The organism is Ruegeria sp. YTSA219 (genome assembly GCF_059609985.1).
In genome coordinates this window covers 89,066-112,737 of the sequence record NZ_JBXWMT010000003.1, presented here as the reverse complement: position 1 = coordinate 112,737, position 23,672 = coordinate 89,066, and the positions used below count along the sequence as shown (strand labels likewise).

The following is a 23,672-nucleotide window of genomic DNA, read 5'->3' as shown; positions in this document are numbered from 1 at the left end:
CCGGAGCGTTCCCAATGTCCGAGCCCACGCCAGAGCAGGAAGCCAATCGGCCAACCTCACTGGGCATATATGATAGGCCAACCAAGCCTTCGATAACCGAGATCGAAATTGCAGCCGTCGCCCTCAGCGTGATCTGGCTGATCGTCTCGGTTGTTTTTCTGGTGCTGCCCGACGAGGTCGACGGCGGAGGCTTTGTCGTGACCTTGCTGGCGGTCTTCATGCCGGTAGCGATGATCTGGGTCGCGGCAATGGCCATGCGCGCCAGCCGGATCATGCGCGAGGAAAGCGCACGACTACAAACCTCGATTGACGCCATCCGAAACGCATATATCGCTCAGCAACAGCGATCTTCCAGCACCTATGAGCCAGCCGTATCCAAAAAGCTGGATCAGATCGCGGAAACGGCCAAGAAAGCCGAAAGCGCGCTGGCCACGTTTTCAACCAAGCGCAGGGAACCCGCACAGCAACCGACAGCCGTGGGGAACGGCGATCAGACTTCGCTGGAACTGGGTACACAAGCTGGGGATATCGTGCCCCCGCTTGGCACCGACATCTTTATCCGTGCGCTGAATTTTCCGGAAACACAGGAAGATACCGAAGGCTTTGATGCCCTACGGCTGGCGCTCAAGGACCGCAAGACAGCCAAGCTTGTACAGGCCTCTCAGGACGTGCTGACCCTGCTCAGCCAAGAGGGCATCTATATGGATGACCTGCGCCCTGACATGGCCCGCCCCGAGATCTGGCGGCAATTTGCGCAGGGTGGGCGCGGACGGGCTGTCGCGGCCTTGGGCGGCATTCGCGACCGCTCCTCGCTGGCGCTGACTTCGGCCCGGATGAAGCAGGATCCCATTTTCCGGGACGCCGCCCATCACTTTCTGCGCCGGTTCGATCACATGATCATCGAGTTTGAACCCCGTGCCAGCGATGCAGAGCTGACCGCTTTGGGTGATACAAGAACCGCGCGGGCCTTCATGTTGCTGGGGCGTGTGGCTGGAACCTTCGACTAGATTCCGAAACTTCCATAGGGGATGAACCGGACAAGATCACCCGGTTGGATGTGGCGCGCGCCGTCTTCGATCTCGACCAGCCCTTCGGCCCAGCTTAGCCCGCTGATCCGCCCGGACCCTTCCGAGTTGAAAACTTCGGCTTTTCCGTCTCGGATACGGGCCCGCAGATATTCCCGCCGCCCGGGTTTCTTGCGCTTATCAAAGGCGGCTGGCAGATCGAACCCCTGCGGGTCCTGCCAGCCCTCGCCAGCCATCAGGCCCAGCGCCGGGCGGGCAAAGATTAGGGTGCAGACCAATGCCGCTACTGGATTGCCGGGCAGTCCGAAAACCGGCACTCCGTCCCAAATCCCCAAAGCCAGAGGTCGCCCCGGTTTCAGGGCAATACGCCATTCCTGCATCGCTCCGGCCTGCCGCAACAGCGCGGAGACATGGTCTTCGTCCCCTGCCGACGCGCCGCCGCTAGTCAGAACAACATCCGCCTCTTTCGCAGCTTCGTTCAGCCGCTCGCGCAGGGTTTCACGATCATCGGCAACGCGGCCCATATCCAGTGGCTGGAATCCCATTCGCTGGATCAGAGCCAGCAACATTGGGCGATTGGCATCGTAGATTTGCCCTGGCTCAGCAACCTCACCCGCCTCGACTAGCTCATCCCCCGTTGACAGGACGGCCACCCGCAGAGCTTTGCGAACCAGCAGATCACCAGCACCCGTCGCCGAGAGAAGGGCCAGATCGGCAGGTGTCAACCGGCGTCCAGCGGGCAAAGCCAGATCACCTCCAACCACATCTTCGCCCGCATTGCGGGTATTGGCACCCTGTTTCAGGGGGCCGCGAAAGGCGATATACCCATCCTGAACTGTCACGTCCTCTTCCAGAATAACGGTGTCCACCCCATCGGGCAGGGCCGCACCAGTCAGAATCCGTATGGCGTGGCCGGGCGCAAGCTGACCATCAAAGGGAACACCAGCCGCCGCACGCCCGTCTTGCAGCGGCATCACCTGCGGCCCATCCGGAACCGGACCGGCAAAGCCATAGCCATCTACCGCCGTATTTGCCTGCGGCGGGTTCGAACGTTGGGCATATACATCGGCGGCCAAAATCCGACCTGCGGCTTGTGCCAACGGAACGGTTTCAGCCCCCATCACGACCGAAAGGCGGTCGCGCAGCAGGGCCAACGCCTCGTCAACCGGCGTCCAGCTCACGCCCGCAGGCAAGGCAAAACAATCGTTTCGCAGGGGCGGTGGGGCAATGTCCGGTTTGCTCATAATCCTACCTCTTGCAGAATGAACCCTGCGATGGCTGCGGTGTCGTCCAGATCAAAAACCGGACGGTCGAAGTTCAGCTCTGTGTCACTGGCAACCGCGCGCACAGTTTCGTTCTCGGCCGCAATCAACGGATTTCCAGCGGCCACCCGATACGCCTCGACCTTGGGGTGGGCTTCGCGTTTGAACCCCTCGATCAGCACAAGATCAACCGGAGCCAAGCGTGCCAGCAGATCAGAGAGAGGCGGCTCCGGTGCGCCGCGCAGTTCCTGCATCATCGCAATGCGCTTGCCGGACGCCAACAGCACCTCGGACGCACCGGCTTCTCGATGGCGGAAACTGTCCGTGCCGGGCTGGTCGACATCGGCGGCGTGATGGGCATGTTTGACGGTCGAAACCGAAAAGCCACGCGCGGTGATCTCGGCCACCAAACGCTCCATCAGGCCGGTCTTGCCCGCGTTTTTCCAGCCGGTGACGCCATAGACCTTCATGCCTGCTCCAGCAGCTTTTGCGCCCGCGCCAGATCGTCGGGCGTGTTGACATTGAAGAAGGGATCAAACGGCTCCGCCGGAAACAACGCCTCACGCCCATCATGTTTATCTGTCCACAGCACAACCTTGCGCAGCCCGTCATTCAAGGCATCTCGCAAATCATCTCGCAACGCGACAGGCCAGAGGCCAAATGTCGGATGCCGGTCGACCCGTTTGCCGCCGCCGGATTTCAGTGCTTCATCCCCGGTTCGAGGCGTAGTCGCCAGCACCAACGGATGGGTTTGCCCTTGAGCAGCATCCGTTAGGCGCGCCACAAGATCGCGCGGAAAAAACGGCGTGTCGGCAGCGGCGGTGACGATGCTGTCGGCCCCCTGTTCTGCTGCCCAATCGAGCCCCGCCAGCACACCCGCCAGAGGCCCGGCGAAACCTTCAATCGTGTCGGGAAGAACCGGCAGGTTCAGGTCGGCGAACCGTTCGGGATCACCATTGGCATTCAGCGCCAGACCGACCACCTGCGGGCCAAACCGGTCAATGACATGAGACAGCAGGCTCTGCCCACCGACTGTCAGCAAGCCTTTGTCGCCACCACCCATCCGAGTGGCAAGGCCTCCTGCGAGGATGATGCCGAGGGGGCGGGTCATTTGATCTCCTCAAGTGCGGGCCATTTCCTGAATTTCTGGGTGGGCAGGAAAAGCAATGGACCGACGGCCAATCCGAATGCTGTAAACCAAATAATTGCAGGCCACCCCGTCAATTCGGCCGCCTTGTGACTCAGGCTATAGTGGGCTGGCAAAAACACTAAGACGGCTCCAACAGCAAAGATAAGACCAAAACAGCACCGATACGTGCGCACCGCCTTTCTGACCTCATCTGGTATCCCGGCAAACTCAGGCAGACCGTGCATCAAAACCCGCTGAAGCACGAGTGCTTGTTTTTGAGACAACTCCCCCCATGCCTGCCAACCAAGCCGAAAGGGGGCGGCGATGTTCCAAATGCTGATGTATTCCTCTGGCGCCCACCCCAGACGGTTACGCAGGTTGACGTCCAATTGCGCCATACCCTCAATGATCGCGCGTTTCGACCGCTCAAGGAGCCAGAACACATAGACCATCAATGGCAGCAAGCCCAATGTCGCGACGAATAAAATAAATAAACCAAAGACTTCCAAAATCATTCCGCACTCTTCCGTCTATGCTTTTTATCTTCGACCGCCACTGTCGACGGGTCCACATCCCGCACCAGTCGATCCTCGCCCGCAAGGCACATGAACCGCTGCCCCCGCATACGACCGATCAGCGTCAGGCCAACCTCACGCGCGATTTCGACACCCCAAGCGGTGAACCCTGATCGTGACGCCAGAACCGGGATGCCCATCATTGCAGTCTTGATGACCATTTCCGAGGTCAGACGGCCTGTGGTGTAGAGGATCTTGTCCTCGGCACCCACGTTTTCGGACAGCATCCAGCCGGCGATCTTGTCGACCGCGTTGTGGCGTCCCACATCCTCCATGTAGACCAACGGTCGGTTTTCCCGACACAGGACCGTGCCGTGAATTGCACCAGCCTCAAGATACAATGAAGGGGTTCGGTTGATCTTGGCCGCCAGATCATACAGCCACGATGTGCGCACCGAGCCCTGTGGCAGGCGCACATCCTCCAGCCCCTCCATCATGTCACCAAACACAGTGCCTACCGCACAACCGCTGGTCCGGGTCTTTTTCTTCAGCTTATCCTCATATGAGGTTTCGCGCGCGGTGCGCACCACCACGGTTTCCAGATCGTCATCGTAATCCACGCCGGTAATGTCATCATCGGCCAACAGCATCCCCTGATTGCGCAGGAACCCCAGCGCCAGATATTCAGGGTAATCGCCGATTGTCATTGCAGTCACGATTTCCTGAGCGTTAAGGAATATCGTCAGGGGGCGTTCCTCAACGACCGAGATCCGGCTGACCGCGCCATTCTGGTCGATGCCGTCAACCGCACGGGTCAGGCGAACCGCGCCGGGATCAGGGGCGATGATGTAGTCGGTGGCATCCGGTTTCGTGGCCAATTGCAACCCTTTCCCAAGATCGCTACTGCTGTTGGCGATACCATAGGAATTTGCCATGGCTTACACCACATCCAAGTCATACTTCTGGAAGGGTTTTCGCGATGGAGCGCCGTTTATCTTTGTGGCAATTCCGTTCGGCACCCTTTTCGGCGTATTTGCGACCGAGGCTGGGCTGGATATTATCCAGACAATCGCCTTTTCGGCGGCTGTCTTTGCCGGGGCAGCCCAGTTCACCGCCCTGCAGCTGTTGCAGGACAACACACCCAGCCTGATCGTTCTGGCATCGGCCCTGGCGGTTAACCTACGCGTGGCAATGTATTCGGCCTCACTGACACCTTATCTTGGTGCGGCCCCCCTGTGGCAACGGGCCTGTGCCGCCTATCTGACGGTCGATCAGTCCTATGCCTGCTCCATTGTACAGTTCGAAAAAGAGCCCGATATGACCGTGCCGCAGCGCATGGCCTATTTCTTTGGCTCGGTCACACCGATCACGCCGCTTTGGATTTTGGCAACTTATCTGGGCGCAGTTTTGGGCGCACAGATTCCAGAAAGCTGGGCGCTGGATTTTGCACTTCCGATCACATTCCTGGCAATGATCGGGCCGATGATGAGGACGCTTGCCCATGTCATCGCCGCCTTAGTCGCCATAACCGTTGCTTTGTTGACCGTAGGCGTGCCGTTCAACCTGGGCCTGCTGATCGCCGGGACCGCCGGGATGATCGCAGGGGCGCAGGCCGAATTGATGTTAGAGCGGAATAGGCCATGACACAGATTGATCCGGTGACCATGTGGAGCATTATCGTTGGCTTGGCGATTGGCAGCTTTGCGCTACGCTTTACCTTTATCGGCATCGTCGGAGACCGCCCGATGCCACCCTGGTTGTTACGCCACCTGCGCTATACCGCCGTTGCCATCGTCCCGGCCCTGATTGCGCCGCTGGTGGTCTGGCCAACCGCGACGGGTGGTCAGCCCGACGTGCCGCGCATGGCCGCCGCAGCGGTTGCTTTGACGGTTGGTGTCATCACAAAAAACGTGGTCATTGCCATCTTTGCCGGGGCGGGCACGCTCTATGGCTTGCTGTACCTATTGGGTTGAAGCCGCTTCCAACTGGTTCAGGCGCGCATTGTTCGAGGCCAAACCGGCCTGCAGGTCAGCATCGTCATTCTCGCGGTATTCGGTGGTCACGACGCCGGGGAGTTCACCGAACTGATCGGACAGCTTGACCGGGTAGAAGGTCGTATTGATCTGCTCGAAACCCGGCACCTGCCGCAATAGCTGCGAGGTTGAGTTGGCGCAAAACGCTTCGGATACAGGGCCCATCTGCTTGGCCAGTTGCAGGGCAATTTCGGCCTGCTGTGGTGTCACCTGAATCGTCTGGATACGCGCATAATGCGTTTCGCGTGCGTGGCTGCTGCGATAAGCGCGTTCGACATTCGGCGTGATGCCATACAGAACATCGTTTCGGATCGGCACCACATCGGCGCGAAACGAGCCTGCGGGGTCAAAGATCACCCTTTCGCTGCCGCTTATCATCAGCGAGGTATGCGCCCCCGAACCGGTCCGGGTGCTGATCATGGTATAGAGCGTCAATGTTGATGGCCCCGGATCACGATAGGAACGGGCCACAACTTCGGTCTGATCGGCCTGCGGACGCTGCGAACCGGCACAGCCAGCCACTGTTGCTGCCAGCAGGCAGGCAATCACAAATCTGATCACGGCGGTCAGCCTCGCCCGGGATTAAGCGGCGAAAACCGCCAGAAACAGGCAAAGGAAAGCAATCGCCACCACGCACCATGTGGTCGCTTTTACGAAACCGTTGAAGGTTTTGGTTTGAACGGTGATGTCCATTTCGCCGTGCTTATGTTCAGCCATGATTTTCAGAATCCTAATTCGCGTGTTTGATACGTTGGATAATCGAAAATCCCGGGCCTGTCACCACGTCATTCGGGCGCAGGTGACACGGAATCAAAGACCGAACACCCGCGATATCCGAACCCCCACCGCCAGGGCAGGCCCGAACAGGGCGCCCCGCCCAATCGCACCGCGCCATACATGGCCTCGGCGGTTATGGCATGGGCGGATCGTATCTGATCCGAAGTCATGTCATAGCGTTCGGCGTAAATTTCGGCGTTCTCATCCCCGTGTTGCCGCACGCAGGCTCTCAGGCTGTCATCGGCTGACAGGCGCGCGTCATAACTGTCTTCGGGGCGCAGGCCTGCGCCCGCGTGGTGATAGGCCCGGTCATGGCTGACACAGCAACTCTCCCATGGGGGATGCGCCTCGAACAGGGCCTGAAAGCTGGGAAACCTGTCAGCCACAAAGCGCCAGCTGGCTGACAACCCGCCCGAGCAGCCATCCGTTTCAAATGGCGTCAATTCCGCAGCGCCCCGCTGTGCGATCAGCGCGCGATGGGCGGGCATCTCAAGACTGCGCATAAAGTCCTGCGCCCCGACTGGCGCCGCGATCAGCGCCAGAGAAACGGCCAGATTACGGGCTTTCATCGCGCATCGCATCGGTATCAACGGCCATGCCGAGCACCGTTGCCAGCCACAGCATCAGACGTTCTGCCGGCCCCATTTCAGCGCGGATACGCAAGACTTCTTTGGCCATTGCCGGTCGGTCCGTGATCAGCCCATCCACCCCCATCGAGGCCATGGCCGACATTTGCAACGGGTCATTCACCGTCCAGACATAGATATCCTTGCCCGCGGCCTGCACCGAACGTACCAGCCCCGGCGTGGCCATGGCGGCGTTGACAGCCACAAAATCCCCTTCGAGACCCGACAGATCGCCAACAGCGGTTGCCGCCAAAACCCCCGCGCGCCAATCGGGACGAAGAGCCTTCATCTTTTGCACGGCAGGGTATTTCAGCGACATGGTAGCGATGTCATCCTGCATGCCGAATTCCTCGACCAAGGCCGCAACGCGGTTTTCCAGATCGACGTCATGACCGTAATATTTCAACTCGATGATCACCTTGGCCCTGTCTTTGGCCGCAGCCAGCACGTCGCGCAGCGTTGGCGTGCGTTCATCGGCATATTCCGGGTCATACCAACTGCCGATATCGATCTCGGCCACGTCTTCCATCGTGGCATCCCAGACCTTCAGGTTCACCCCGGCCAGCTTCATGAAATCGCTATCATGGGCGACGATTATCTCATCATCCGCCGTTTCCTGCACGTCGATTTCAACCCAGTCCGCCCCGTCCTCAATCGCCTTCAGAACCGAGGCCATGGTGTTTTCCGGCCGTAACGCAGCGGCACCACGGTGGCCGATCACCTCGGCCCTGTCAGGGGCCTGAACGCGTTCCAGCAGGGATTGACCGAACCAGAGCCCGACCAATACCGCCACCGCCGCAATGCCAACAGCACTCAGCAGACCAATGCGCAGATTGCCTGGCGCGGGATGTGGTGGTTCAGAGGTCCGGATCTTGAAAAAACCGTCCAGCAAAACCGCAAGTGCTCCCAGCGCGGTGGCTGCCAAAACCAGCCCAGCCAACGACCAGAGCCCGGCGACCAGAAGGCTGTAAACTAGCGCCAGCCGCAGATGCTCTGCCCCCTGCAGGGGCACCAACGCGAATAATGATCCCGCGCCCCAAGCGATCAGCGCGGCAAGAACTGCCCTCAGCCCCAGCCAGAACACCAGTGCGATCTTGAGCCGCCCGCGCTTGCCCTCCATCCGATCCGCGCTGACCTTGAAAGCATCAGCCGGTGGCAGGTTTTCGAACAGAACCAGATGCAGTCCCAGCGCCCATGCGGACAGCTTGCGGATCAGCACCCACGCCATGACCAGCACCACAACTCCGATCAGCGCAACGGCGATCCAGAAAGACGGCGGATGGAAGGTCAGGTAATAGTTAATGTCATACTCGGTCAGCGTCCACCAGGCGATCAGAGCAGCGACAGCGGCGAAAGGCAGGATCAACAGGATGATCCGCAGAACCAGGCGTGCAGCAAATCCAAACAGCGCAGGCAGGCGCGACAGGATCAATTTGATCGCCGCGCTCCCCGCGCGCCACGGATCGCTTTCGCCCATCCTCAGCGACCCGGCCATGACCGAGAAGACAAAGATCTCGGCCAGCAGGAACAGGCTGAGCATTGCGATTGCGACCGCAAACCCCAGCGGAGACAGGATGAACGCGGCAATATCCTGATCCGTCAGGGCGGTCTGGCTGGAGAGCGAAACCGCTAGGTTCACCGCAATCGCCACGCCCGGCGCAATCAGCGCAATCAGCAACAGGCGCACGACGACATAGATCGGCACAAAGACCCGGCGGCGTGCCCACGCGCCCTTGTATGCTTTTGTAACGGCAGAGAAAGTGGCCACGTTGCGCCCCCCAAATGATTGATTCATTCAAGGCTGCGCAGACGAGAATTGCAAGTCAGGCTATCAGTTTTCTTCCAGATCAGCCGCCAGTCGGAATCCGATGCGATTGGCGGGCTTATCCTCGACCGATTTGGGCAGCGCTCGCAGCATTACATTCAACTGGCTGACATGCTGCACGAGTTGGGTTCGCGCCCCGGACCCATCTGCGCCGTAAAAAGTGATGATATCAGGGTCGAAATAGCCCATTCCTTCGATCCGCATTACCCCGGCATCACCGCCAGTAAATCCCATGGCGACCTCATGATCCGCATCCAGCGTATTCTCGAAATTCTGGATATACAGGATCAACCGTTCATAGGCCCATTGCGCCGAGCTTTTGGTGGCTACGGGCTTTTGCAACTGGCCGGGCAGGTCCTTGGCGCCGGATTTCGCATCCGGGTTGGCATGCACCTCGTAACATCGGGGCAATGCTGCTGATTCCGCTGCCTCGGCTGAGGTTTCGATCTTGTCCATGCCTTCTACCCTTTGCGCTGAAACTCCCACGCCCCGTCCGCGCGCCGCGTTCGGGTAACAGCACCAATGTGGTAGAGATGGTTCAGATGTGCAACTGCTTCGACCAGAGCAAGCCCATACTCTCCTTCACCGATCTGGCGTTTGAACAAGGGCACAAAGCACTCAGCAGCGGTTTTGGGCTGGTCCAGATAATTCTGCAGACGGTCCAGCGCGCTGTGGTGGTTGTCGATCAACTGCCTCATCCTGACCGGCAGGCCGGTAAAGGGCAGTTTGTGCCCGCCCAGCGCCATATGATCCGGGCGCGCCAGGTCCTGCAGGCGCTCGCAGGCTTCCATCCACTCCGCCACTGGATCCGCCATGGGCTCGGTAACATAGACGCCTAGATTGGGGCTGATCGAGCTGAGAACCTGGTCGCCCGTGATCACCAGATTATCGTCACGGCTCCAAAAAGTTGCATGTTCGGGAGCGTGGCCATTGCCCATATGAACATCCCAGTCGCGCCCGCCCATACGAATGACGCTGCCCTGCTTGATCCGGGTAAAGCCCAGCGGCATCGGATAGACCGTGTCGCAGAAATTGAAGGGCCGTTCTGTCATCCTTTTGGCAAGGAAATCGGCATCCATCCCGGCGCTTCGGTAGTAATCCAGCGTTTCCTGCGGCCAGTTTTCCTGCACATCCAGCGTCAGCATCCGTGCAAACAGCCATGCAGTACGCGACGTGACCAGCTCGGCCCCGTGTTCAGATTGAAACCAACCAGCATTGCCAACGTGATCGGGATGGTGATGGGTCACCACCACGCGCGTCACGGGTTTGCCCCCCAGCGGTCCCGCCATCAGGTCCGCCCAAATACGGCGCGTCTTGTTCGAGGACATGCCAGTGTCGATCACCGTCCATCCGTCGCCATCATCCAGCGCATAGATATTGACGTGATCCAGCGCCATAGGCAGCGGCAACCGCATCCAAAGCACGCCTTCGGCAATTTCAACGGCTTCACCCAGGGTCGGAGCCTCGGGCCAAGGATAGCGTATCGTCAAATGTGTATCACCGTCCATCAGGCAGCTACCATTTCCTCGGCGCTGAGAGCAAAGACGTCCTCCGCACCGTTCTGCGCCTGAACCAAAAGCCCCGAAAACTCAGGCAACAGTGCATTGATATAAAAGCGTGCCAGCTTGAAACGGGTGCCGTTTGGCTCGGCCAGGGCCGCCTTGAGGTGATAGTGACCGCCCAGAACGCGGGCGAATGCCTTCAGATAGGGCACGGCGCCGGCAAATCGCGTGTTCATGTCGGGCTGCGATATCAGCCACTCGGTCGTTTCACGCAGGCTTTCCGTGGCCTCCCAGACAGGACCCGCCAGTTCCGGCATTGACCCACGCGCGCGTTCGGCGTGATCCTCGATTTCGTCCAGCAAACGGGACGCCGCTTCGCCGCCATCCATCATCTTGCGTGCGACAAGGTCCATGGCCTGAATGCCGTTGGTGCCCTCGTAAATCGCGGTCACACGGACGTCGCGATAGAACTGTGCCGCGCCGGTCTCCTCGATAAAGCCCATACCGCCATGGACCTGCACGCCTTCTTCCGAAACCCGCATACCGGTTTCGGTACCGAAGGCCTTGTTTATCGGCGTCAACAAGGCCGCGCGCGAAACCCAGTCCGCGTCGCCTGTTGCATTGGCCATATCAATCGCGGCTGCGTTTGCAAGCATGATCGCGCGCGCAGCAAAAGTATCCGCACGCATACTCATCAGCATCCGGCGTACATCGGCGTGATCGAGGATTGTGCCCGAAGGTGTCTTGCCTTGCTTCCGCTCAAGCGCATATTCCAGGGCCTGCTGATAGGCGCCTTCGGCGGCACCGATACCCTGTCCGCCGACGCCCAGTCGCGCGTTGTTCATCATGGTGAACATCGCAGCCATTCCGCCATGTTCCTTACCCACAAGCCAACCTTTGGCGCCATCATACTGCATCACGCAAGTTGGCGAACCATGCAGGCCCATCTTGTGCTCGAGCGAAACCACTTTCAGGTCATTTGCCACACCTGGATTGCCATTCTCGTCCGGCAGGTGCTTGGGGACCAGAAACAGCGATATTCCCTTGGTTCCGGGAACTGCATCGGGCAGGCGTGCCAACACCAGATGGCACACGTTTTCAGCAAAATCGTTGTCACCCCAGGAAATGAAGATCTTCTGACCAGACACCGAATAAGTGCCATCTCCATTCGGTTCTGCCTTCGACGTCAGCGCACCCACATCCGATCCCGCCTGCGGCTCGGTCAGGTTCATCGTGCCCGACCATTCACCAGCGATCATTTTGGGCAGGTACAGGTTCTTCAGCTCATCACTTGCGTGGTGCTCCAGTGCTTCGATCTGGCCCTGCGTCATCAGCGGCGCCAGTTGCAGTGACAGGCAGGCCGCAGACATCATCTCGTTGACGGCAGTGGTCAAGGTCATCGGCAGCCCCATACCACCATACTCGGGATCGGCGCTCATGCCGATCCAGCCCCCCTCGGCAATAGCGTTCCAACCGTCGCTAAATCCTGGCGAGGTACGCAACACGCCGTTTTCCAGACGCGCGGGCTCTAGGTCTCCGTTCCGCTGAAGCGGCGCCATGACCTCTTCGCAGAGTTTTCCAGCCTCGGTCAGGATGGCGCTGACGACGTCTTCGCTTGCTTCCGCGAACTTGTCGGTCGCTGCAATACGATCAAAATCAACCGCATGGCGGAACAGAAATTCGTAATCTGCAACTGGTGCGCGATAGGGCATAATATTACCTCGGGGCTGTCTTGAACGGTCCGCGACGCCGGGGTTGGAAATCCGCTGACTCGCCGTTATTCATCTGGGTTTGAACGATTACGTACCCATCCTTATGCTACAAGCAATCAAAACGCGGCGTCACTCACAATGATCTCTAACGGTACACTCGAACTGTCAGCCGACCCGGCGGGAATTGCTCAGGCTGCGGATCTTCTGAGGCAGGGACAGCTGGTCGCTTTCCCGACTGAAACGGTCTATGGGCTGGGTGGGGATGCCCGCAACGGAGAGGCTGTCGCCAGCATCTATGCCGCCAAGGGCCGACCCAGTTTCAACCCTCTGATTGCGCATGTCGCATCGGTAGAGTCCGCGCGCAGGTTTGTTGAATGGTCAGATCAGGCCGAGGCGTTGGCACAGGCGTTCTGGCCCGGCCCGCTGACTCTGGTTCTGCCGCTGCGGGAAGGGCACGGTGTATCGTCGCTTGTCACTGCCGGGCTGGATACATTGGCGGTTCGGGTGCCTGCGCATCCTTCTGCCCGGGCTATTCTCGAGATGTTCGACGGGCCGGTCGCTGCGCCCTCGGCCAACCCTTCGGGACAGATCAGCCCGACAACAGCCGCGCATGTCCGCGCCGGTCTGGACGGGCGCATCGCTGCCATTCTGGATGACGGTCCCTGCGGTGTCGGGCTGGAATCCACTATTGTCGGCCTCGCTGGAGAATCCGCTTTGCTACGCCCCGGAGGGGTGGCTTTGGACCAGATCGAGGCAGCTCTCGGTACGGCATTGCATCTACACCAATCGGGCGACACGCTAACAGCACCCGGACAGATGCTGTCGCATTACGCCCCGGACGTGGCGGTCCGGTTGAACGCGCAGACTACACATGGTGACGAGATTCTCTTGGGATTTGGACCGGTCGAATGCGACCTGAACCTGTCCGCTGATGGTAACCTGACCGAGGCAGCGGCCAATCTTTTTGCCGCTTTGCACAAGCTCAACAGCACCGGACGCCCGATTGCCGTGTCCCCTATTCCGGACCACGGATTGGGCGCCGCTATCAACGACCGGTTGCGCCGGGCTGCAGCACCGCGTGACAGTTGATCAGGCGCGCCCTGCACTGGCCGACAGAGTCAGAGGATCGACGCCCAGCGTTGCCAGCGCCGCCTCCCATTTCTGATCATCGGGGACATCGAACACCAGCTTCGAATCCGCCTCGGTTGTGAGCCATCCGTTCATCGCGATCTCATCCTCAAGCTGCCCGGGTCCCCAGCCTGAATACCCTAGCGTCAGCATAGAATTCAGCGGTCCTTGCCCCGAGGCCAGGTCTTCAAGCACGTCCAACGTTGCAGTCATGCTGAAATCGTCCGAAATCTGCAGGGAATGGAGGTTCGCGTCATAATCGGCGCTGTGCAGGACGAATCCGCGCGACATCTCGACCGGGCCGCCGAAATGCACCAGACGCTCACCCACGATCGGGATACGGCAAGCGATGTTCAACTGACCCAGCAGCGTCTTTATGCGTAAATCCGAAGGTTTGTTGATGATCAGACCCATCGCGCCATCGTCGCCATGGCTGCAAATATAGACAACCGAATGATCGAAACGCGGATCGCCCATCCCAGGCATCGCAATCAACAGTTTACCGGTCAGATCCATAAGACGACATCTCTTGCTGAGCTCCCATCAACAATGCCCCCGCAGTCCCGGTATTGGCAAGGGACGAGCGGCGATTTCGCTAGATTTCATTCGAGTGACCCGAACGTGACTTGGAATTCGCCTCGAGACCACGCATTTATAGGGTATGAACATTCACAAGACATTTCTGGCAGCCGCCTTTGCCGTGACCGTTGGCGCGATTGGACCGGCATCTGCACAAGTGGTCGGCTCGGTGGCCGAATTGGATATCCTGGACGGCGGGCGCACAGCAAATGGAGCCTATCTTGGGGCGCTGCGGGTGACCCTGCAGGACGGCTGGAAGACCTATTGGCGGGCGCCGGGCGATGCGGGTATTCCGCCACAGTTCGACTGGAAAAGATCAACCAATGTCGGCAGCGTGTCGATCACATGGCCCGCGCCGGATGTCTTTGACCAGAATGGCCTGCAGTCGATTGGATACGAAAATCAAATGGTCCTGCCGGTCGAGATTTCGCCGAAGAACCCGGCCAAACCCGTGCGGCTGAAAGGCACGGTGGATCTGGGGGTCTGCAAAGACGTCTGCATCCCGGAACGTTTGGGCTTCGATCATACCCTGAACGCCGAAGCAGAGCGCAACCCGACGATCGCGGCGGCACTGGCCAAGCGTCCCTATTCCGCCAAAGAAGCCCGGGTCGCCAACGCGCGGTGCCACCTGACCCCGACGTCTGACGGAATGCAGATCGAGGCGCGCGTCACCATGCCATCCGCAGGTGGCCGCGAGATCGCCGTGATCGAACCCGGCAACCCCGAGCTGTGGGCCTCGCAAACCGACGCCAAACGGCAGGGCGGTACTCTGGTCGCCACATCCGAGGTGATCAACGCCTCGGGCGGTCCGTTTGCGCTGGATCGCTCAAAGATCCGGATCACTGTTCTGGGTGCCAATCACGCGGTGGACATTCTGGGGTGCAGCGCTGGCTGACCCCATGATGCAAACTCCGAAAATCGGTGCGCTTGCGGTCGTCATTCATGACGGGCACGTCCTTCTGGTTCAGCGCAGCAAGCATCCGGATAAGGGGCTATGGGGCTTTCCCGGCGGCCATGTGGAATGGGGCGAAACCGTCCTGCAGGCAGCACAGCGGGAACTGCGCGAAGAAACCTCGGTGATTGCCGAGCCGTTGCGGTATCTGGACAATCTGGACCTGTTGCGCCGCGACGCTCATGGCGCGGTTCTGTCTCATTACCTGTTGGTTGGCGTGGCCTGCCAGTATCAGACCGGGCTACCGGTTGCGGGGGATGACGCAATGGATGCACGCTGGTTCCCACTGGACTTGATCCGACAAGGCGCACTGCCCATGAGCGACCGAGTCTCAAACCTGTTGGAAACCGCCCTGCGTCAGGGCTAGGCAGTGCGTCCTTTGAGACGGGCGTACAACAGGCCCGACAAAACAATGCTCACCACCAGAATCACCGTGGCGCCGGCAGTAAAAGCTCCAAACCCCATCCGCAGGATTGAGGGGCCCTCTGGCCCGGCATAAAGCCCCGAAACAAGGCCCGGTGGAGACCCGGTCACCGCAGGCCAGATCATCGTCAACGCAAACCAGAGCATCAAGGCAAACCCGGTGACAACAAGCGCCCCCTGCACCACACGATCCGGCGCCCGAATTGCGCGACGCATGGCCGTCATTGGCCGCGACAGATCGTTCAGGATCCCCAGCAGGGCAGGAACGAGCAGCAATACCAGCACCATCCCAAACGCCAACCCATAGACCAGCGTGATCACGGTCGGTTTGAGGAACTGTGCCTGCTGCGATCCTTCGTACAACAGTGGGGTCAGGCCCAGAACCGTGGTCAGCGTCGTCAGCATTACTGGCCGCAATCTGTCCGATGTCCCCTCGACGATGGAGGGCATCAGCCCACGAGTCTGCTGATACTCGTCAATCGTCGTCACCAGAACAATCGAGTCGTTGATGATGATTCCGGTCATCCCAAGCAGGCCAACAACCGTGAACATGCTGAGCGGGACCTCCCAGATATAATGGCCCCAAATGGTTCCGACCAAACCAAACGGAATGATCGCCATCACCACCAATGGTCGGGTCCAACTGGCAAAGACCCAGGCCAGCACCAGATAGATGCCCGTCAGGCACAGGATCAGACCGGTACGGGCTTCGGACAGAAACTCTTCTTCCTGCTCGCTCAGACCTGCCATGGTCCACTCGACCTGACGTGTGGCTGCGATATTGGGCAGAATTTCCTCGCTCATCGCACGGGCGATCTCGGCCGCGCGTGTTGGATCATCCTCGGAGATATCGCCATAGACCGAAATCACCCGCAGTCCGTTTTCACGCCGCACGGTCGAGAATCCGGATTTACGCTGAACCGAAACGATATCGGCCAACGGGACATAGACTCCATCGGGCGTGCGCATCAGTGTGCGTTCCAGGAAATCGGCGGTCAGTTCTCCTTCAGGCAATTCAACCCGGATCTCGGCACTGCGCGGGCCATCCGGGAAGGTCGCGGCCTCGATCCCGTTCAGACGGTCCCGCAGCACCCGGCCCAATGTTTCGATCCGAAAGCCCAGCGCCTGTCCCTGCGCGGTCAGATCCAAAATGTATTCTTCCTTGTCATAGGCCAGATTGTCTTCCAGCGCTGAAACCTCAGGGTATTTCGAAAGCGCGACCTGCAAGTCCTCGGAAGCCGTTTTAAGCGTGTTCACATCGGCGCCGTAGAGCTGCACGTCAATCGCATCTCCTCCCGGACCAGACCGCCAGCCCCTGAAGCTGAGCAGCTCAAGTTTGGGATGGCTTGGCGCCATTTCCTGCAACTCTCCGACAAACTCGAAGCTCGAATAGGGGCGCAGGTCGGCATCTATCAACTCGATCGAAATCCCGCCCAGCAAATCCGTGTCCTTGCCATCCGCTGCCGAAAGTGCACGGCCCGCGGATCCCCCGATCTCGGCCAGCACGTAATCAATGGGGTTGCGCCCGTGCCGCTCTTCATAGCGTTGGCCAAGCGCCTCTACCGAGGCCTGCAGTTGGTGCATCATGGCCAACGTATCCGCGCGGCCTGCGCCCTCGGCCATGATAAAATTGCCTGTAACCGATCCACGCTCGGGCGCATTGAAGAACCGCCAGTTCACGTCCCCGTGTATGAACAGGGAAATCTGGCTGGCCAGAATGACGATCATCGCCGACACCACCACATAGCGTGCCCAGATTACCCAGGCGATCAGCGGTCGGAACAGCGTATCGCGCACCCAGCGAAACCCCTTGTTCACCACACGGTTCGGCAGGTCATACCAATGTTCCTTGGCAGAGTGCGCAATCGCGTGGGCCATATGGTTGGGCAGGATCAGAAAGCATTCGATCAGCGAGGCGATCAATACCGCTATCACCGTGAAGGGGATGTCGCGGATCAACTCTCCGAAACGGCCACCAATCGCAGTCAGGCCGAAAAAGGCGATAACCGTGGTCAGCGTCGCAGCAAAGACCGGCATCGCCATGCGACGTGCGGCGCGTTCGGCGGCCACCATTGGCGGCTCACCCAGCCGTCGCGCGCGAAAATCGGCATGTTCACCCACAACGATGGCGTCATCCACGACGATACCCAGAGTGATAATCAGGCCGAACAACGACACCATGTTGATCGACAGGCCGCCAATATACATGAACGCAATCGCCGCCGACATTGCCACCGGGATACCCGCGGCAACCCAAAAGGCAATCCGCGCATTCAGAAACAGAAACAGCAGGCAGACCACAAGACCCAGCCCAACCAGCCCGTTATCGACCAGAATATCCAGCCGGTCGGTGATCGCTTGCGCCCGTGTCCGGATCAGCTCGGCCTTTACGCCCTCGGGCAGGCTGGCTTGCATCTGCGAGACGACATCTTCGACCGTGTGTTGAATTTCAATCGCGTCCCCCAGATTTGACCGATCCACACGAACGGACATTGCCGGATTCTTGCCAACAAAATAGCTACGATTTCTGGTGACACCTTCAATCTGGATCTGCGCCACGTCACCGATCAACAGCTTTGAGCCATCGGTGAAATTGCGCAGCGTAATCCCTTCGATCTCTTCCGGGCTGCGCTTTTCGGTGCCGGTGCGAATACGCGCATTGGCCCCTGTCACATCGCCCGCCGGATTGGCGTTGACCTCGGCTGCGATGGCCAATGCGATCTCGGACAGGGTGATGTCATTGGCGATCAACTGCGCGGTGGGCACCTCGACCACGATGCGCGGCGCGGCAAGGCCCCGGATCGTGGTGCGGGTCACGCCAACAGCGAACAAACGGTTGATCAGCTCATCGGTGAACTTGGCCAGCTGTTCAGGATCGACAGGGCCGGTGACGACAACATCCGTGACGCGATCGCGCCAGGCACCGCGTCGGATGGTCGGCTCATCAGCGTCGTCTGGCAAGTTGGTGACACTGTCGACCGCTGTTCTGACCTCTTCGACCGCGCGAGACATATCCCAGTTCGGCTCGAACTCCATCCGGATCTGGGCTGTGCCCTCGCGCGAAGTCGAAGAGGTGCTGGACACGCCTTCAACGGCCAGAAGGGCCGGCTCCAACAACTGAACGATGCCATTATCAACATCTTCAGGGCCAGCTCCATCCCAGCTAACGCTGACATCCACCCGTTCAAGGATCACATCGGGAAAGAACTGCGCCCGCATATTCGGGATGGCCGCCGCGCCCAGCACCAGCATAACTAGCAGCAGCAGGTTGGCGACCGTCCTGTGGCGCGTGAAATAGCTGAGTATCCCCCCAGCCGCGCCGGGAATTTCGCGCATCATCGCGCCTAACCTCCGGCTCGGTTTTCGATGCTGCGCACCAACGACGCGGGAACCTTGGCTTCGCCCAGTTGGCCCAGCACGCGGGCTTTGACATCTTTAGGCAATGCATCACTGGCTTCGACCTGCGCCACCAGCTGGGCACGCTGTTCCTCGGACAGCTCGACCATATCCGTCTGGCCCCCTGCGTTGGCCTCATCCCGCAGCGGCCTGACCCGGACACCGGCCCCAAGCAGAGGCGTTCGACCAATGACAACCTCGCGACTTTCCAACCCCCGCCCGCGCAGCAGCACCTCATCACCCTGACGGCGGATCAACTGCACTGGTAGAACTTCAAGCCGGTCATCCTTGCCCAGAATCAGAACCGTCCCTGCTGAATCCAGAACCGAGGACGGCAGGCGCACCACGTTCTCAAGCGGCTGTTCCTGAACCGAGACTGTCACGAAATCACCGGGCTTGAATCCCGAAGTATCCTCGAGCAAGGCATAAAGCAGGCGACCGGTTTGCCCTTCTCCGGCCGAGCCGCTATCGCGGCTTATGCGGCCCTGCGCCGCAAGATCTGCTCCTGTAACCTCTAGCGATACAGTGACCGGGGAATTGATCAGATCCCCTTCAGCATCCAGCAGGCGCACGAATTGCGCGGTCGAGACGCGAAAGGCCACCTCAAGTGCTTTAGGATCAACCAATTCGGCCAGTTTTTCGTTGGCCGAGACCAGGCGACCCTCAACCAAAGTTACGTCGGTCAATGTGCCCCCGAACCGGGCATGGATGGTCATGTCTTCCAAATCACGTTCGGCGGCGGCCAGTGCAATACGGGCACGCGACAGCAACGTCGTCGCCTGATCGACGCGCGATTCCGCCTGTGCCAGCGCGATCCTCCGGGCCAAAACAGATTGCTGTGCCGATGCCTCGGCCAGTTCCGCCTCTTCCACGGATGCCGCCGCGCCCACTCCCCGGCTTTTCAAGTCTTTTTGACGCTGCAGGGCTCGGCCCCGCAATTCGGCCTGCGCCTCGGCCGAGTTCAGCTCATCCTGCGCCAGCAGCAGCGACCGTTCGGCATCGCGTTCCTCAAACTGAGCATCCAGCAGGTCCGACTTGGCGCGGTCCAGCGCCGATTGTGCATCCGCCGGATCAAGCTCGACCAGAACCTCTCCTGCAGTGACAGCACCGCCATCTTCGAAATCTTCGGACAAGGAAATCACACGGCCACCAAGCGCTGCACGCAGTTCCAGGCGGCGGCGGCTTTGCACTTCACCAAATGCTTCAAGATAAGGCGTTACGGTTTCCACTTCGGCATGCCGGACAGTAACCGCAAAAATGCGCTCCCGCGCCTGCGGAGCGGCATCCTCGCGCGTCAGAACATCCTGCACTGCACCCGCGATCATCTGAACCGCCACAAACAAGAGTGCCAACGTCAAGGACGTCAGGAAAACTCCGGCAAGGCTCTGCCTCAGAAAGCGCATTTACTATCACCCCGTTCGCATCAGGCTGGCATTTCAGAAGGTAGCTTTGCCCCGAAAAATGCCAAGCCACAAAGCGGTAATACACATTTGAACGTGTAACCAGCTTACTTCCGTCGCAGATGTTCGTCCAATCTGGGCATAATTTCCACGAAATTGCAGGGCCGGTGACGATAATCGAACTGTTTTAGCAATATTCCATCCCAGGCATCCTTGCAGGCACCGGGGCTGCCGGGCAATGCAAACAGATAGGTGCCCCCGGCGACGCCACCTGTGGCGCGCGACTGGACGGCAGAGGTGCCGATCTTTTGCATCGACAGGATTGTAAAAACCGTGCCGAATGCGTCGATTTCCTTCTCGTAGACATCCCGATGCGCCTCGACCGTGACGTCGCGCCCGGTCAGGCCGGTACCCCCGGTTGAGATGACGGCGTCGATTTCCGGATCTGCGATCCACACGCGCAGCTGTTCTGCAATCTGGGCGCGCTCATCCGGAAGGATCTTGCGGTCCGCGACCAAATGGCCCGCCGCCTGAATCCGATCCACCAAAGTCTGTCCCGATCTGTCCTCGGGCAGCGTCCGCGTATCCGAGACAGTGAGGACGGCGATCCGAACTGGAATGAATTCTTTGCTTTCGTCGATGCGTGACATGTGACGTCAGGCCCTTTCCATAATCGCAAGCCGAATGGCGAGCGCCGTAAAAATCCCTCCGGTCACCCAACCCATGAAACGCGAGGCACGCGGGTTCGAGACCAAGACTCGGCCCGCGCCACCGGCAAACATGCCGACCATCCCGTTCACCACAAAGCCGCCCACCGCGATGATAAGGCCAAGGGTCAGGAACTGCGGCAAGATTGGCCCCAAGGTCGGGTCCACAAATTGCGGGATGAAGGCCAGCACGAACAGGATGACCTTTGGATTGGTGAGATTGACCAGCAGCCCATCACGAAAAGCAAGTTTCCCGCTATGTGCCGGTGCCTCGGCCGGCACAGCACCGTTTTTGATCGAACGCCAGGCCAGATACAGCAGATAGGCCACCCCCAACCAACGGATCACATCAAACAGCCAGGGCAGCGTCGATACCGCCGCGCCAAACCCAAGCCCAGCCAGCAGGACATGCACCATCGACCCTGCAGAAATACCGGCGCTGGCCGCAAGCGCGGGCCGTGCGCCTTTGCGCAGGCCCTGCCCAAAGCAGAACATCATATCAGCTCCGGGTGTGAGGTTCAGAGCGAGCGCAGCCGGGATAAACGCCAGAAGGGTTACAGTTTCGATCATCAATGCAGCTCAAACCAATTTGGTCTGGGCCCCAGATTGGCCACCTGGGTGCGCCCGATTGCCCCGCGATACCCCCAGCTGTCATGGATATGGCCATGCAGAGAAAGCTGCGGCTGCACCCGCTCGATCGCGTCGCGCACCGCGACCGAACCGACGGCGCCGCCCATTGACGTGACATCGCCATGCCCTTTAGGCGGAGAATGCGTAATCAGAATATCGGCAGCGTCGCACCGATCCAGCAACTCGGCGGCCTCGGCCTCGGTCAGATCGCAGGACCAACCGCCAAAAGGCGTCACCGGCACACCATATCCCAGACCAAACAGGCGCACCCCGTCCACAGTCATCCCGGTGCCGTGCAGCACGTGGACACATTCGGGCACAGCCGCTGTCAGCTCTTGGACGCTTTCGGCATTGCCGGGGGTTAGGACCAGAGGGGCCGAAATGCCTGCAAGCATCTCCATCGCCTGATCCAGCCCTTGCCGCATATTGCAGAAATCACCAGCACCGATCACCAGATCTGCCTCGGCGCTGGCGGCAACCAATTCGACCGCCCGGCTGCGCGCCATATGCAGGTCGGAAAAGGCCAGGATGCGCATCACTTGCCCTCCAACCGGGCCTTCAACTCCAACAGATCTGCCCAGGCCTGCCGTTTCATTGGCTGTTGCCGCAGCAAGTAAGCAGGGTGAAACATCGGGATGACCGGCAGCCCCCAAGCCTGATCCCACTGGCCGCGCAACCGAGTTATACCGCGTTTGCCCAGCACCGCCTGACAGCTGATATTGCCCATCACGACCAGAACCTCGGGCTTGGCCAATGCGACGTGGCGCTCCAGAAACGGCTTCATCATGCCGATCTCTTCGGGCTTGGGATCCCGGTTCTGCGGGGGCCGCCAGGGCAGGACATTGGTGATATAGACGTTTTCGGCACGGTTCAGCTCAATCGCGGACAACATCCTGTCCAGCAACTGCCCGGCCCGGCCAACAAAGGGCTTGCCCTCGCGATCTTCATCCCGGCCCGGAGCTTCGCCTATAATCATCACCCGCGCACCCGGCGTCCCGTCGGCAAACACCAACTGGCGCGCGCCACGTTTCAACTCGCAATGATCAAACGCATCCATCGCAGCGCGCAACTGGTCCAGTGAACCAGCTGTCTTGGCGACTGAATCGGCAATCGCCAACGCATCGACCGGCTTGGGCTTTTCCGGCGCCGTTTGTACCGCTGTGGGCTTTTTGGATTTGGGCGCTGTGTCGGGCAACGTATAGCGGTTCACCGGGATATCCCCGATCGCATCCGTCGCGCCCAGTTCAATCTGCCAGTCCAGCAGAGCCCGCGCTGTGTGAAAGTCCAAAGCCGATTCCATAACACTCAATCTAACCTCCTTTTGACCGAGGGAAAGCGAATTGGCCTTGATTGCGCGCTCGGTCGCACCGACCATTGGGGCAATCATGCTGATCCTGTTTCGATTCCTCTCAATTTGGGCGCTTCTGGCCTTGGTCAGCGGGCCTATTTCGGCGCAGCTGTTTGATCGAAACGATCAGTGCCGCGCGGGGCAGTTCGCCTGTGGCAGTCGGTGCTGTTCCGGTGGGCAAAGATGCAGTTTCGACAATCATTGCATCCCGCTGGGCGGCACCTATTGCGGCGGCGGCCGCAGCTGCGGCCCGTTCGAGCGCTGCGTGGCAGGCGGTCTACGCTGCGCACCCAAAGGAGCCAACGCATGCACCACGCGTCTGGACTGCCCCGGCGACAGCTTTTGCAACGCGCGCGGGGAATGCCAGCGAAACACCCCCGAATTCGACCCGGATTCAGCCACCAGCGGCAGCCCCATCACCTGTGACGACGGCTTGACCTGTGCGGCCGGATCATCCTGCCTGCCAGGCGGAGGATGCGCACAGCCCGGTTGGTTCTTGTGCGAGAAAACCGGATCACAATGCCGCCCTGGATTCAAATGTTCGAACCACCAAGGATGTGTGCCGGTTAAGGCGATCGACTGCGGCTATGGCAAATGGTGCAAACCCGGCGAACAGTGCTTGCCCGAGGGTGGGTGTGAGAAACTGCCCTAACGCCTTGATCCCAAGGTTGCCTTGCGCGGCGCGGCTTTCTATAAGCGGGCC

At 59.8% G+C, this 23,672-nt stretch carries 26 protein-coding genes; 7 read left to right on the top strand and 19 right to left on the bottom strand.

The features are described from left to right. Positions 1-14: 14 nt before the first annotated feature. Positions 15-1,007 carry a hypothetical protein gene (locus AC2FFB_RS06045; RefSeq protein ID WP_142635394.1) on the top strand — a complete coding sequence of 331 codons (993 nt, stop codon included), beginning with the start codon at positions 15-17 and terminating at the stop codon, positions 1,005-1,007. On the opposite strand, the gene AC2FFB_RS06040 is transcribed toward AC2FFB_RS06045, so the two are convergent. The 5 genes from AC2FFB_RS06040 to AC2FFB_RS06020 are packed head-to-tail and all read right to left on the bottom strand — an operon-like array spanning position 1,004 to position 4,815. Beyond that, the gene (locus AC2FFB_RS06040; RefSeq protein ID WP_496874662.1) at positions 1,004-2,269 is read right to left on the bottom strand and encodes a molybdenum cofactor synthesis domain-containing protein; all 1,266 of its coding nucleotides are present in this window, start codon (positions 2,267-2,269) and stop codon (positions 1,004-1,006) included. The two genes, AC2FFB_RS06045 and AC2FFB_RS06040, sit on opposite strands and share 4 nt — an antisense overlap. Further along, the gene (gene mobB / locus AC2FFB_RS06035) at positions 2,266-2,757 is read right to left on the bottom strand and encodes a molybdopterin-guanine dinucleotide biosynthesis protein B (protein WP_142635390.1); all 492 of its coding nucleotides are present in this window, start codon (positions 2,755-2,757) and stop codon (positions 2,266-2,268) included. The genes AC2FFB_RS06040 and mobB overlap by 4 nt, the downstream gene beginning before the upstream one ends. Continuing rightward, positions 2,754-3,398, bottom strand: a complete 645-nt coding sequence (mobA, locus tag AC2FFB_RS06030) for a molybdenum cofactor guanylyltransferase MobA (protein WP_281972573.1) — start codon at positions 3,396-3,398, stop codon at positions 2,754-2,756. Before mobA ends, mobB begins: the two co-directional genes overlap by 4 nt. Beyond that, complete coding sequence (locus AC2FFB_RS06025; RefSeq protein ID WP_496874661.1) at positions 3,395-3,931, bottom strand: hypothetical protein; 537 nt, start codon at positions 3,929-3,931, stop codon at positions 3,395-3,397. Before AC2FFB_RS06025 ends, mobA begins: the two co-directional genes overlap by 4 nt. Further along, positions 3,928-4,815, bottom strand: a complete 888-nt coding sequence (locus tag AC2FFB_RS06020) for a formate dehydrogenase accessory sulfurtransferase FdhD (RefSeq protein ID WP_496874730.1) — start codon at positions 4,813-4,815, stop codon at positions 3,928-3,930. The genes AC2FFB_RS06025 and AC2FFB_RS06020 overlap by 4 nt, the downstream gene beginning before the upstream one ends. 49 nt (positions 4,816-4,864) lie before the next feature. Here AC2FFB_RS06020 and AC2FFB_RS06015 point away from each other — a divergent pair, with 49 nt between their 5' ends. Together AC2FFB_RS06015 and AC2FFB_RS06010 are read left to right on the top strand one after the other, a co-directional pair. Beyond that, on the top strand, positions 4,865-5,575 hold the full coding sequence (locus tag AC2FFB_RS06015; RefSeq protein WP_142635384.1) for an AzlC family ABC transporter permease: 711 nt from the start codon (positions 4,865-4,867) through the stop codon (positions 5,573-5,575). After that, on the top strand, positions 5,572-5,904 hold the full coding sequence (locus tag AC2FFB_RS06010; RefSeq protein WP_496712192.1) for an AzlD domain-containing protein: 333 nt from the start codon (positions 5,572-5,574) through the stop codon (positions 5,902-5,904). Before AC2FFB_RS06015 ends, AC2FFB_RS06010 begins: the two co-directional genes overlap by 4 nt. On the opposite strand, the gene AC2FFB_RS06005 is transcribed toward AC2FFB_RS06010, so the two are convergent. The 7 genes from AC2FFB_RS06005 to AC2FFB_RS05975 all read right to left on the bottom strand — a co-directional run bounded on the left by AC2FFB_RS06005 (position 5,893) and on the right by AC2FFB_RS05975 (position 12,406). Then, entirely contained in the window at positions 5,893-6,525 is a 633-nt protein-coding gene (locus AC2FFB_RS06005; RefSeq protein ID WP_496712194.1) for a hypothetical protein, read from the bottom strand. The two genes, AC2FFB_RS06010 and AC2FFB_RS06005, sit on opposite strands and share 12 nt — an antisense overlap. Positions 6,526-6,546: 21 nt before the next feature. Next, the gene (locus tag AC2FFB_RS06000) at positions 6,547-6,681 is read right to left on the bottom strand and encodes an aa3-type cytochrome c oxidase subunit IV (RefSeq protein ID WP_142635378.1); all 135 of its coding nucleotides are present in this window, start codon (positions 6,679-6,681) and stop codon (positions 6,547-6,549) included. A gap of 68 nt (positions 6,682-6,749) precedes the next feature. Beyond that, positions 6,750-7,310: a hypothetical protein gene (locus AC2FFB_RS05995; RefSeq protein WP_496874660.1), complete on the bottom strand. Its 561-nt coding sequence runs from the start codon at positions 7,308-7,310 to the stop codon at positions 6,750-6,752. Beyond that, entirely contained in the window at positions 7,297-9,135 is a 1,839-nt protein-coding gene (locus tag AC2FFB_RS05990; RefSeq protein WP_496874659.1) for a glycerophosphodiester phosphodiesterase family protein, read from the bottom strand. Before AC2FFB_RS05990 ends, AC2FFB_RS05995 begins: the two co-directional genes overlap by 14 nt. A 63-nt stretch (positions 9,136-9,198) precedes the next feature. Then, entirely contained in the window at positions 9,199-9,648 is a 450-nt protein-coding gene (locus tag AC2FFB_RS05985; protein ID WP_142635374.1) for a DUF6173 family protein, read from the bottom strand. Between the two features lie 5 nt (positions 9,649-9,653). Then, positions 9,654-10,700, bottom strand: coding sequence for an MBL fold metallo-hydrolase (locus AC2FFB_RS05980; protein ID WP_281995247.1), 1,047 nt, complete (start codon positions 10,698-10,700; stop codon positions 9,654-9,656). Further along, entirely contained in the window at positions 10,700-12,406 is a 1,707-nt protein-coding gene (locus AC2FFB_RS05975; RefSeq protein WP_496874658.1) for an acyl-CoA dehydrogenase, read from the bottom strand. Before AC2FFB_RS05975 ends, AC2FFB_RS05980 begins: the two co-directional genes overlap by 1 nt. Before the next feature lie 138 nt (positions 12,407-12,544). Between AC2FFB_RS05975 and AC2FFB_RS05970 the strand changes: the two genes are divergently transcribed. After that, positions 12,545-13,495 (top strand): L-threonylcarbamoyladenylate synthase, encoded by a 951-nt coding sequence (locus AC2FFB_RS05970; protein WP_142635369.1) that lies wholly within the window; start codon positions 12,545-12,547, stop codon positions 13,493-13,495. On the opposite strand, the gene AC2FFB_RS05965 is transcribed toward AC2FFB_RS05970, so the two are convergent. Beyond that, positions 13,496-14,050, bottom strand: coding sequence for a YqgE/AlgH family protein (locus tag AC2FFB_RS05965; RefSeq protein ID WP_142635367.1), 555 nt, complete (start codon positions 14,048-14,050; stop codon positions 13,496-13,498). A 145-nt stretch (positions 14,051-14,195) separates the two neighbouring features. Here AC2FFB_RS05965 and AC2FFB_RS05960 point away from each other — a divergent pair, with 145 nt between their 5' ends. Together AC2FFB_RS05960 and AC2FFB_RS05955 are read left to right on the top strand one after the other, a co-directional pair. Beyond that, a complete protein-coding gene (locus AC2FFB_RS05960) occupies positions 14,196-15,008 on the top strand; it encodes a protein-disulfide reductase DsbD domain-containing protein (protein ID WP_496693555.1) in 813 nt (270 codons plus the stop codon). Between the two features lie 7 nt (positions 15,009-15,015). Beyond that, positions 15,016-15,432 carry an NUDIX hydrolase gene (locus tag AC2FFB_RS05955; RefSeq protein ID WP_496874657.1) on the top strand — a complete coding sequence of 139 codons (417 nt, stop codon included), beginning with the start codon at positions 15,016-15,018 and terminating at the stop codon, positions 15,430-15,432. On the opposite strand, the gene AC2FFB_RS05950 is transcribed toward AC2FFB_RS05955, so the two are convergent. The 6 genes from AC2FFB_RS05950 to AC2FFB_RS05925 all read right to left on the bottom strand — a co-directional run bounded on the left by AC2FFB_RS05950 (position 15,429) and on the right by AC2FFB_RS05925 (position 22,921). Further along, a complete protein-coding gene (locus AC2FFB_RS05950; protein WP_496874656.1) occupies positions 15,429-18,827 on the bottom strand; it encodes an efflux RND transporter permease subunit in 3,399 nt (1,132 codons plus the stop codon). The genes AC2FFB_RS05955 and AC2FFB_RS05950 overlap by 4 nt on opposite strands. Positions 18,828-18,832: 5 nt before the next feature. After that, on the bottom strand, positions 18,833-20,287 hold the full coding sequence (locus AC2FFB_RS05945) for an efflux RND transporter periplasmic adaptor subunit (protein ID WP_496874655.1): 1,455 nt from the start codon (positions 20,285-20,287) through the stop codon (positions 18,833-18,835). Between the two features lie 104 nt (positions 20,288-20,391). Further along, a complete protein-coding gene (gene moaB / locus AC2FFB_RS05940) occupies positions 20,392-20,934 on the bottom strand; it encodes a molybdenum cofactor biosynthesis protein B (RefSeq protein ID WP_496696503.1) in 543 nt (180 codons plus the stop codon). A gap of 6 nt (positions 20,935-20,940) precedes the next feature. Then, positions 20,941-21,561 (bottom strand): LysE family translocator, encoded by a 621-nt coding sequence (locus AC2FFB_RS05935; protein WP_496874654.1) that lies wholly within the window; start codon positions 21,559-21,561, stop codon positions 20,941-20,943. After that, positions 21,561-22,157, bottom strand: coding sequence for a metallophosphoesterase family protein (locus AC2FFB_RS05930; RefSeq protein WP_496874653.1), 597 nt, complete (start codon positions 22,155-22,157; stop codon positions 21,561-21,563). Before AC2FFB_RS05930 ends, AC2FFB_RS05935 begins: the two co-directional genes overlap by 1 nt. Beyond that, a complete protein-coding gene (locus AC2FFB_RS05925) occupies positions 22,157-22,921 on the bottom strand; it encodes a uracil-DNA glycosylase (protein ID WP_496701865.1) in 765 nt (254 codons plus the stop codon). Before AC2FFB_RS05925 ends, AC2FFB_RS05930 begins: the two co-directional genes overlap by 1 nt. A gap of 40 nt (positions 22,922-22,961) precedes the next feature. Between AC2FFB_RS05925 and AC2FFB_RS05920 the strand changes: the two genes are divergently transcribed. Further along, positions 22,962-23,621, top strand: a complete 660-nt coding sequence (locus AC2FFB_RS05920) for a scavenger receptor class F, member 2 (protein ID WP_271948520.1) — start codon at positions 22,962-22,964, stop codon at positions 23,619-23,621. Positions 23,622-23,672 lie beyond the last annotated feature (51 nt).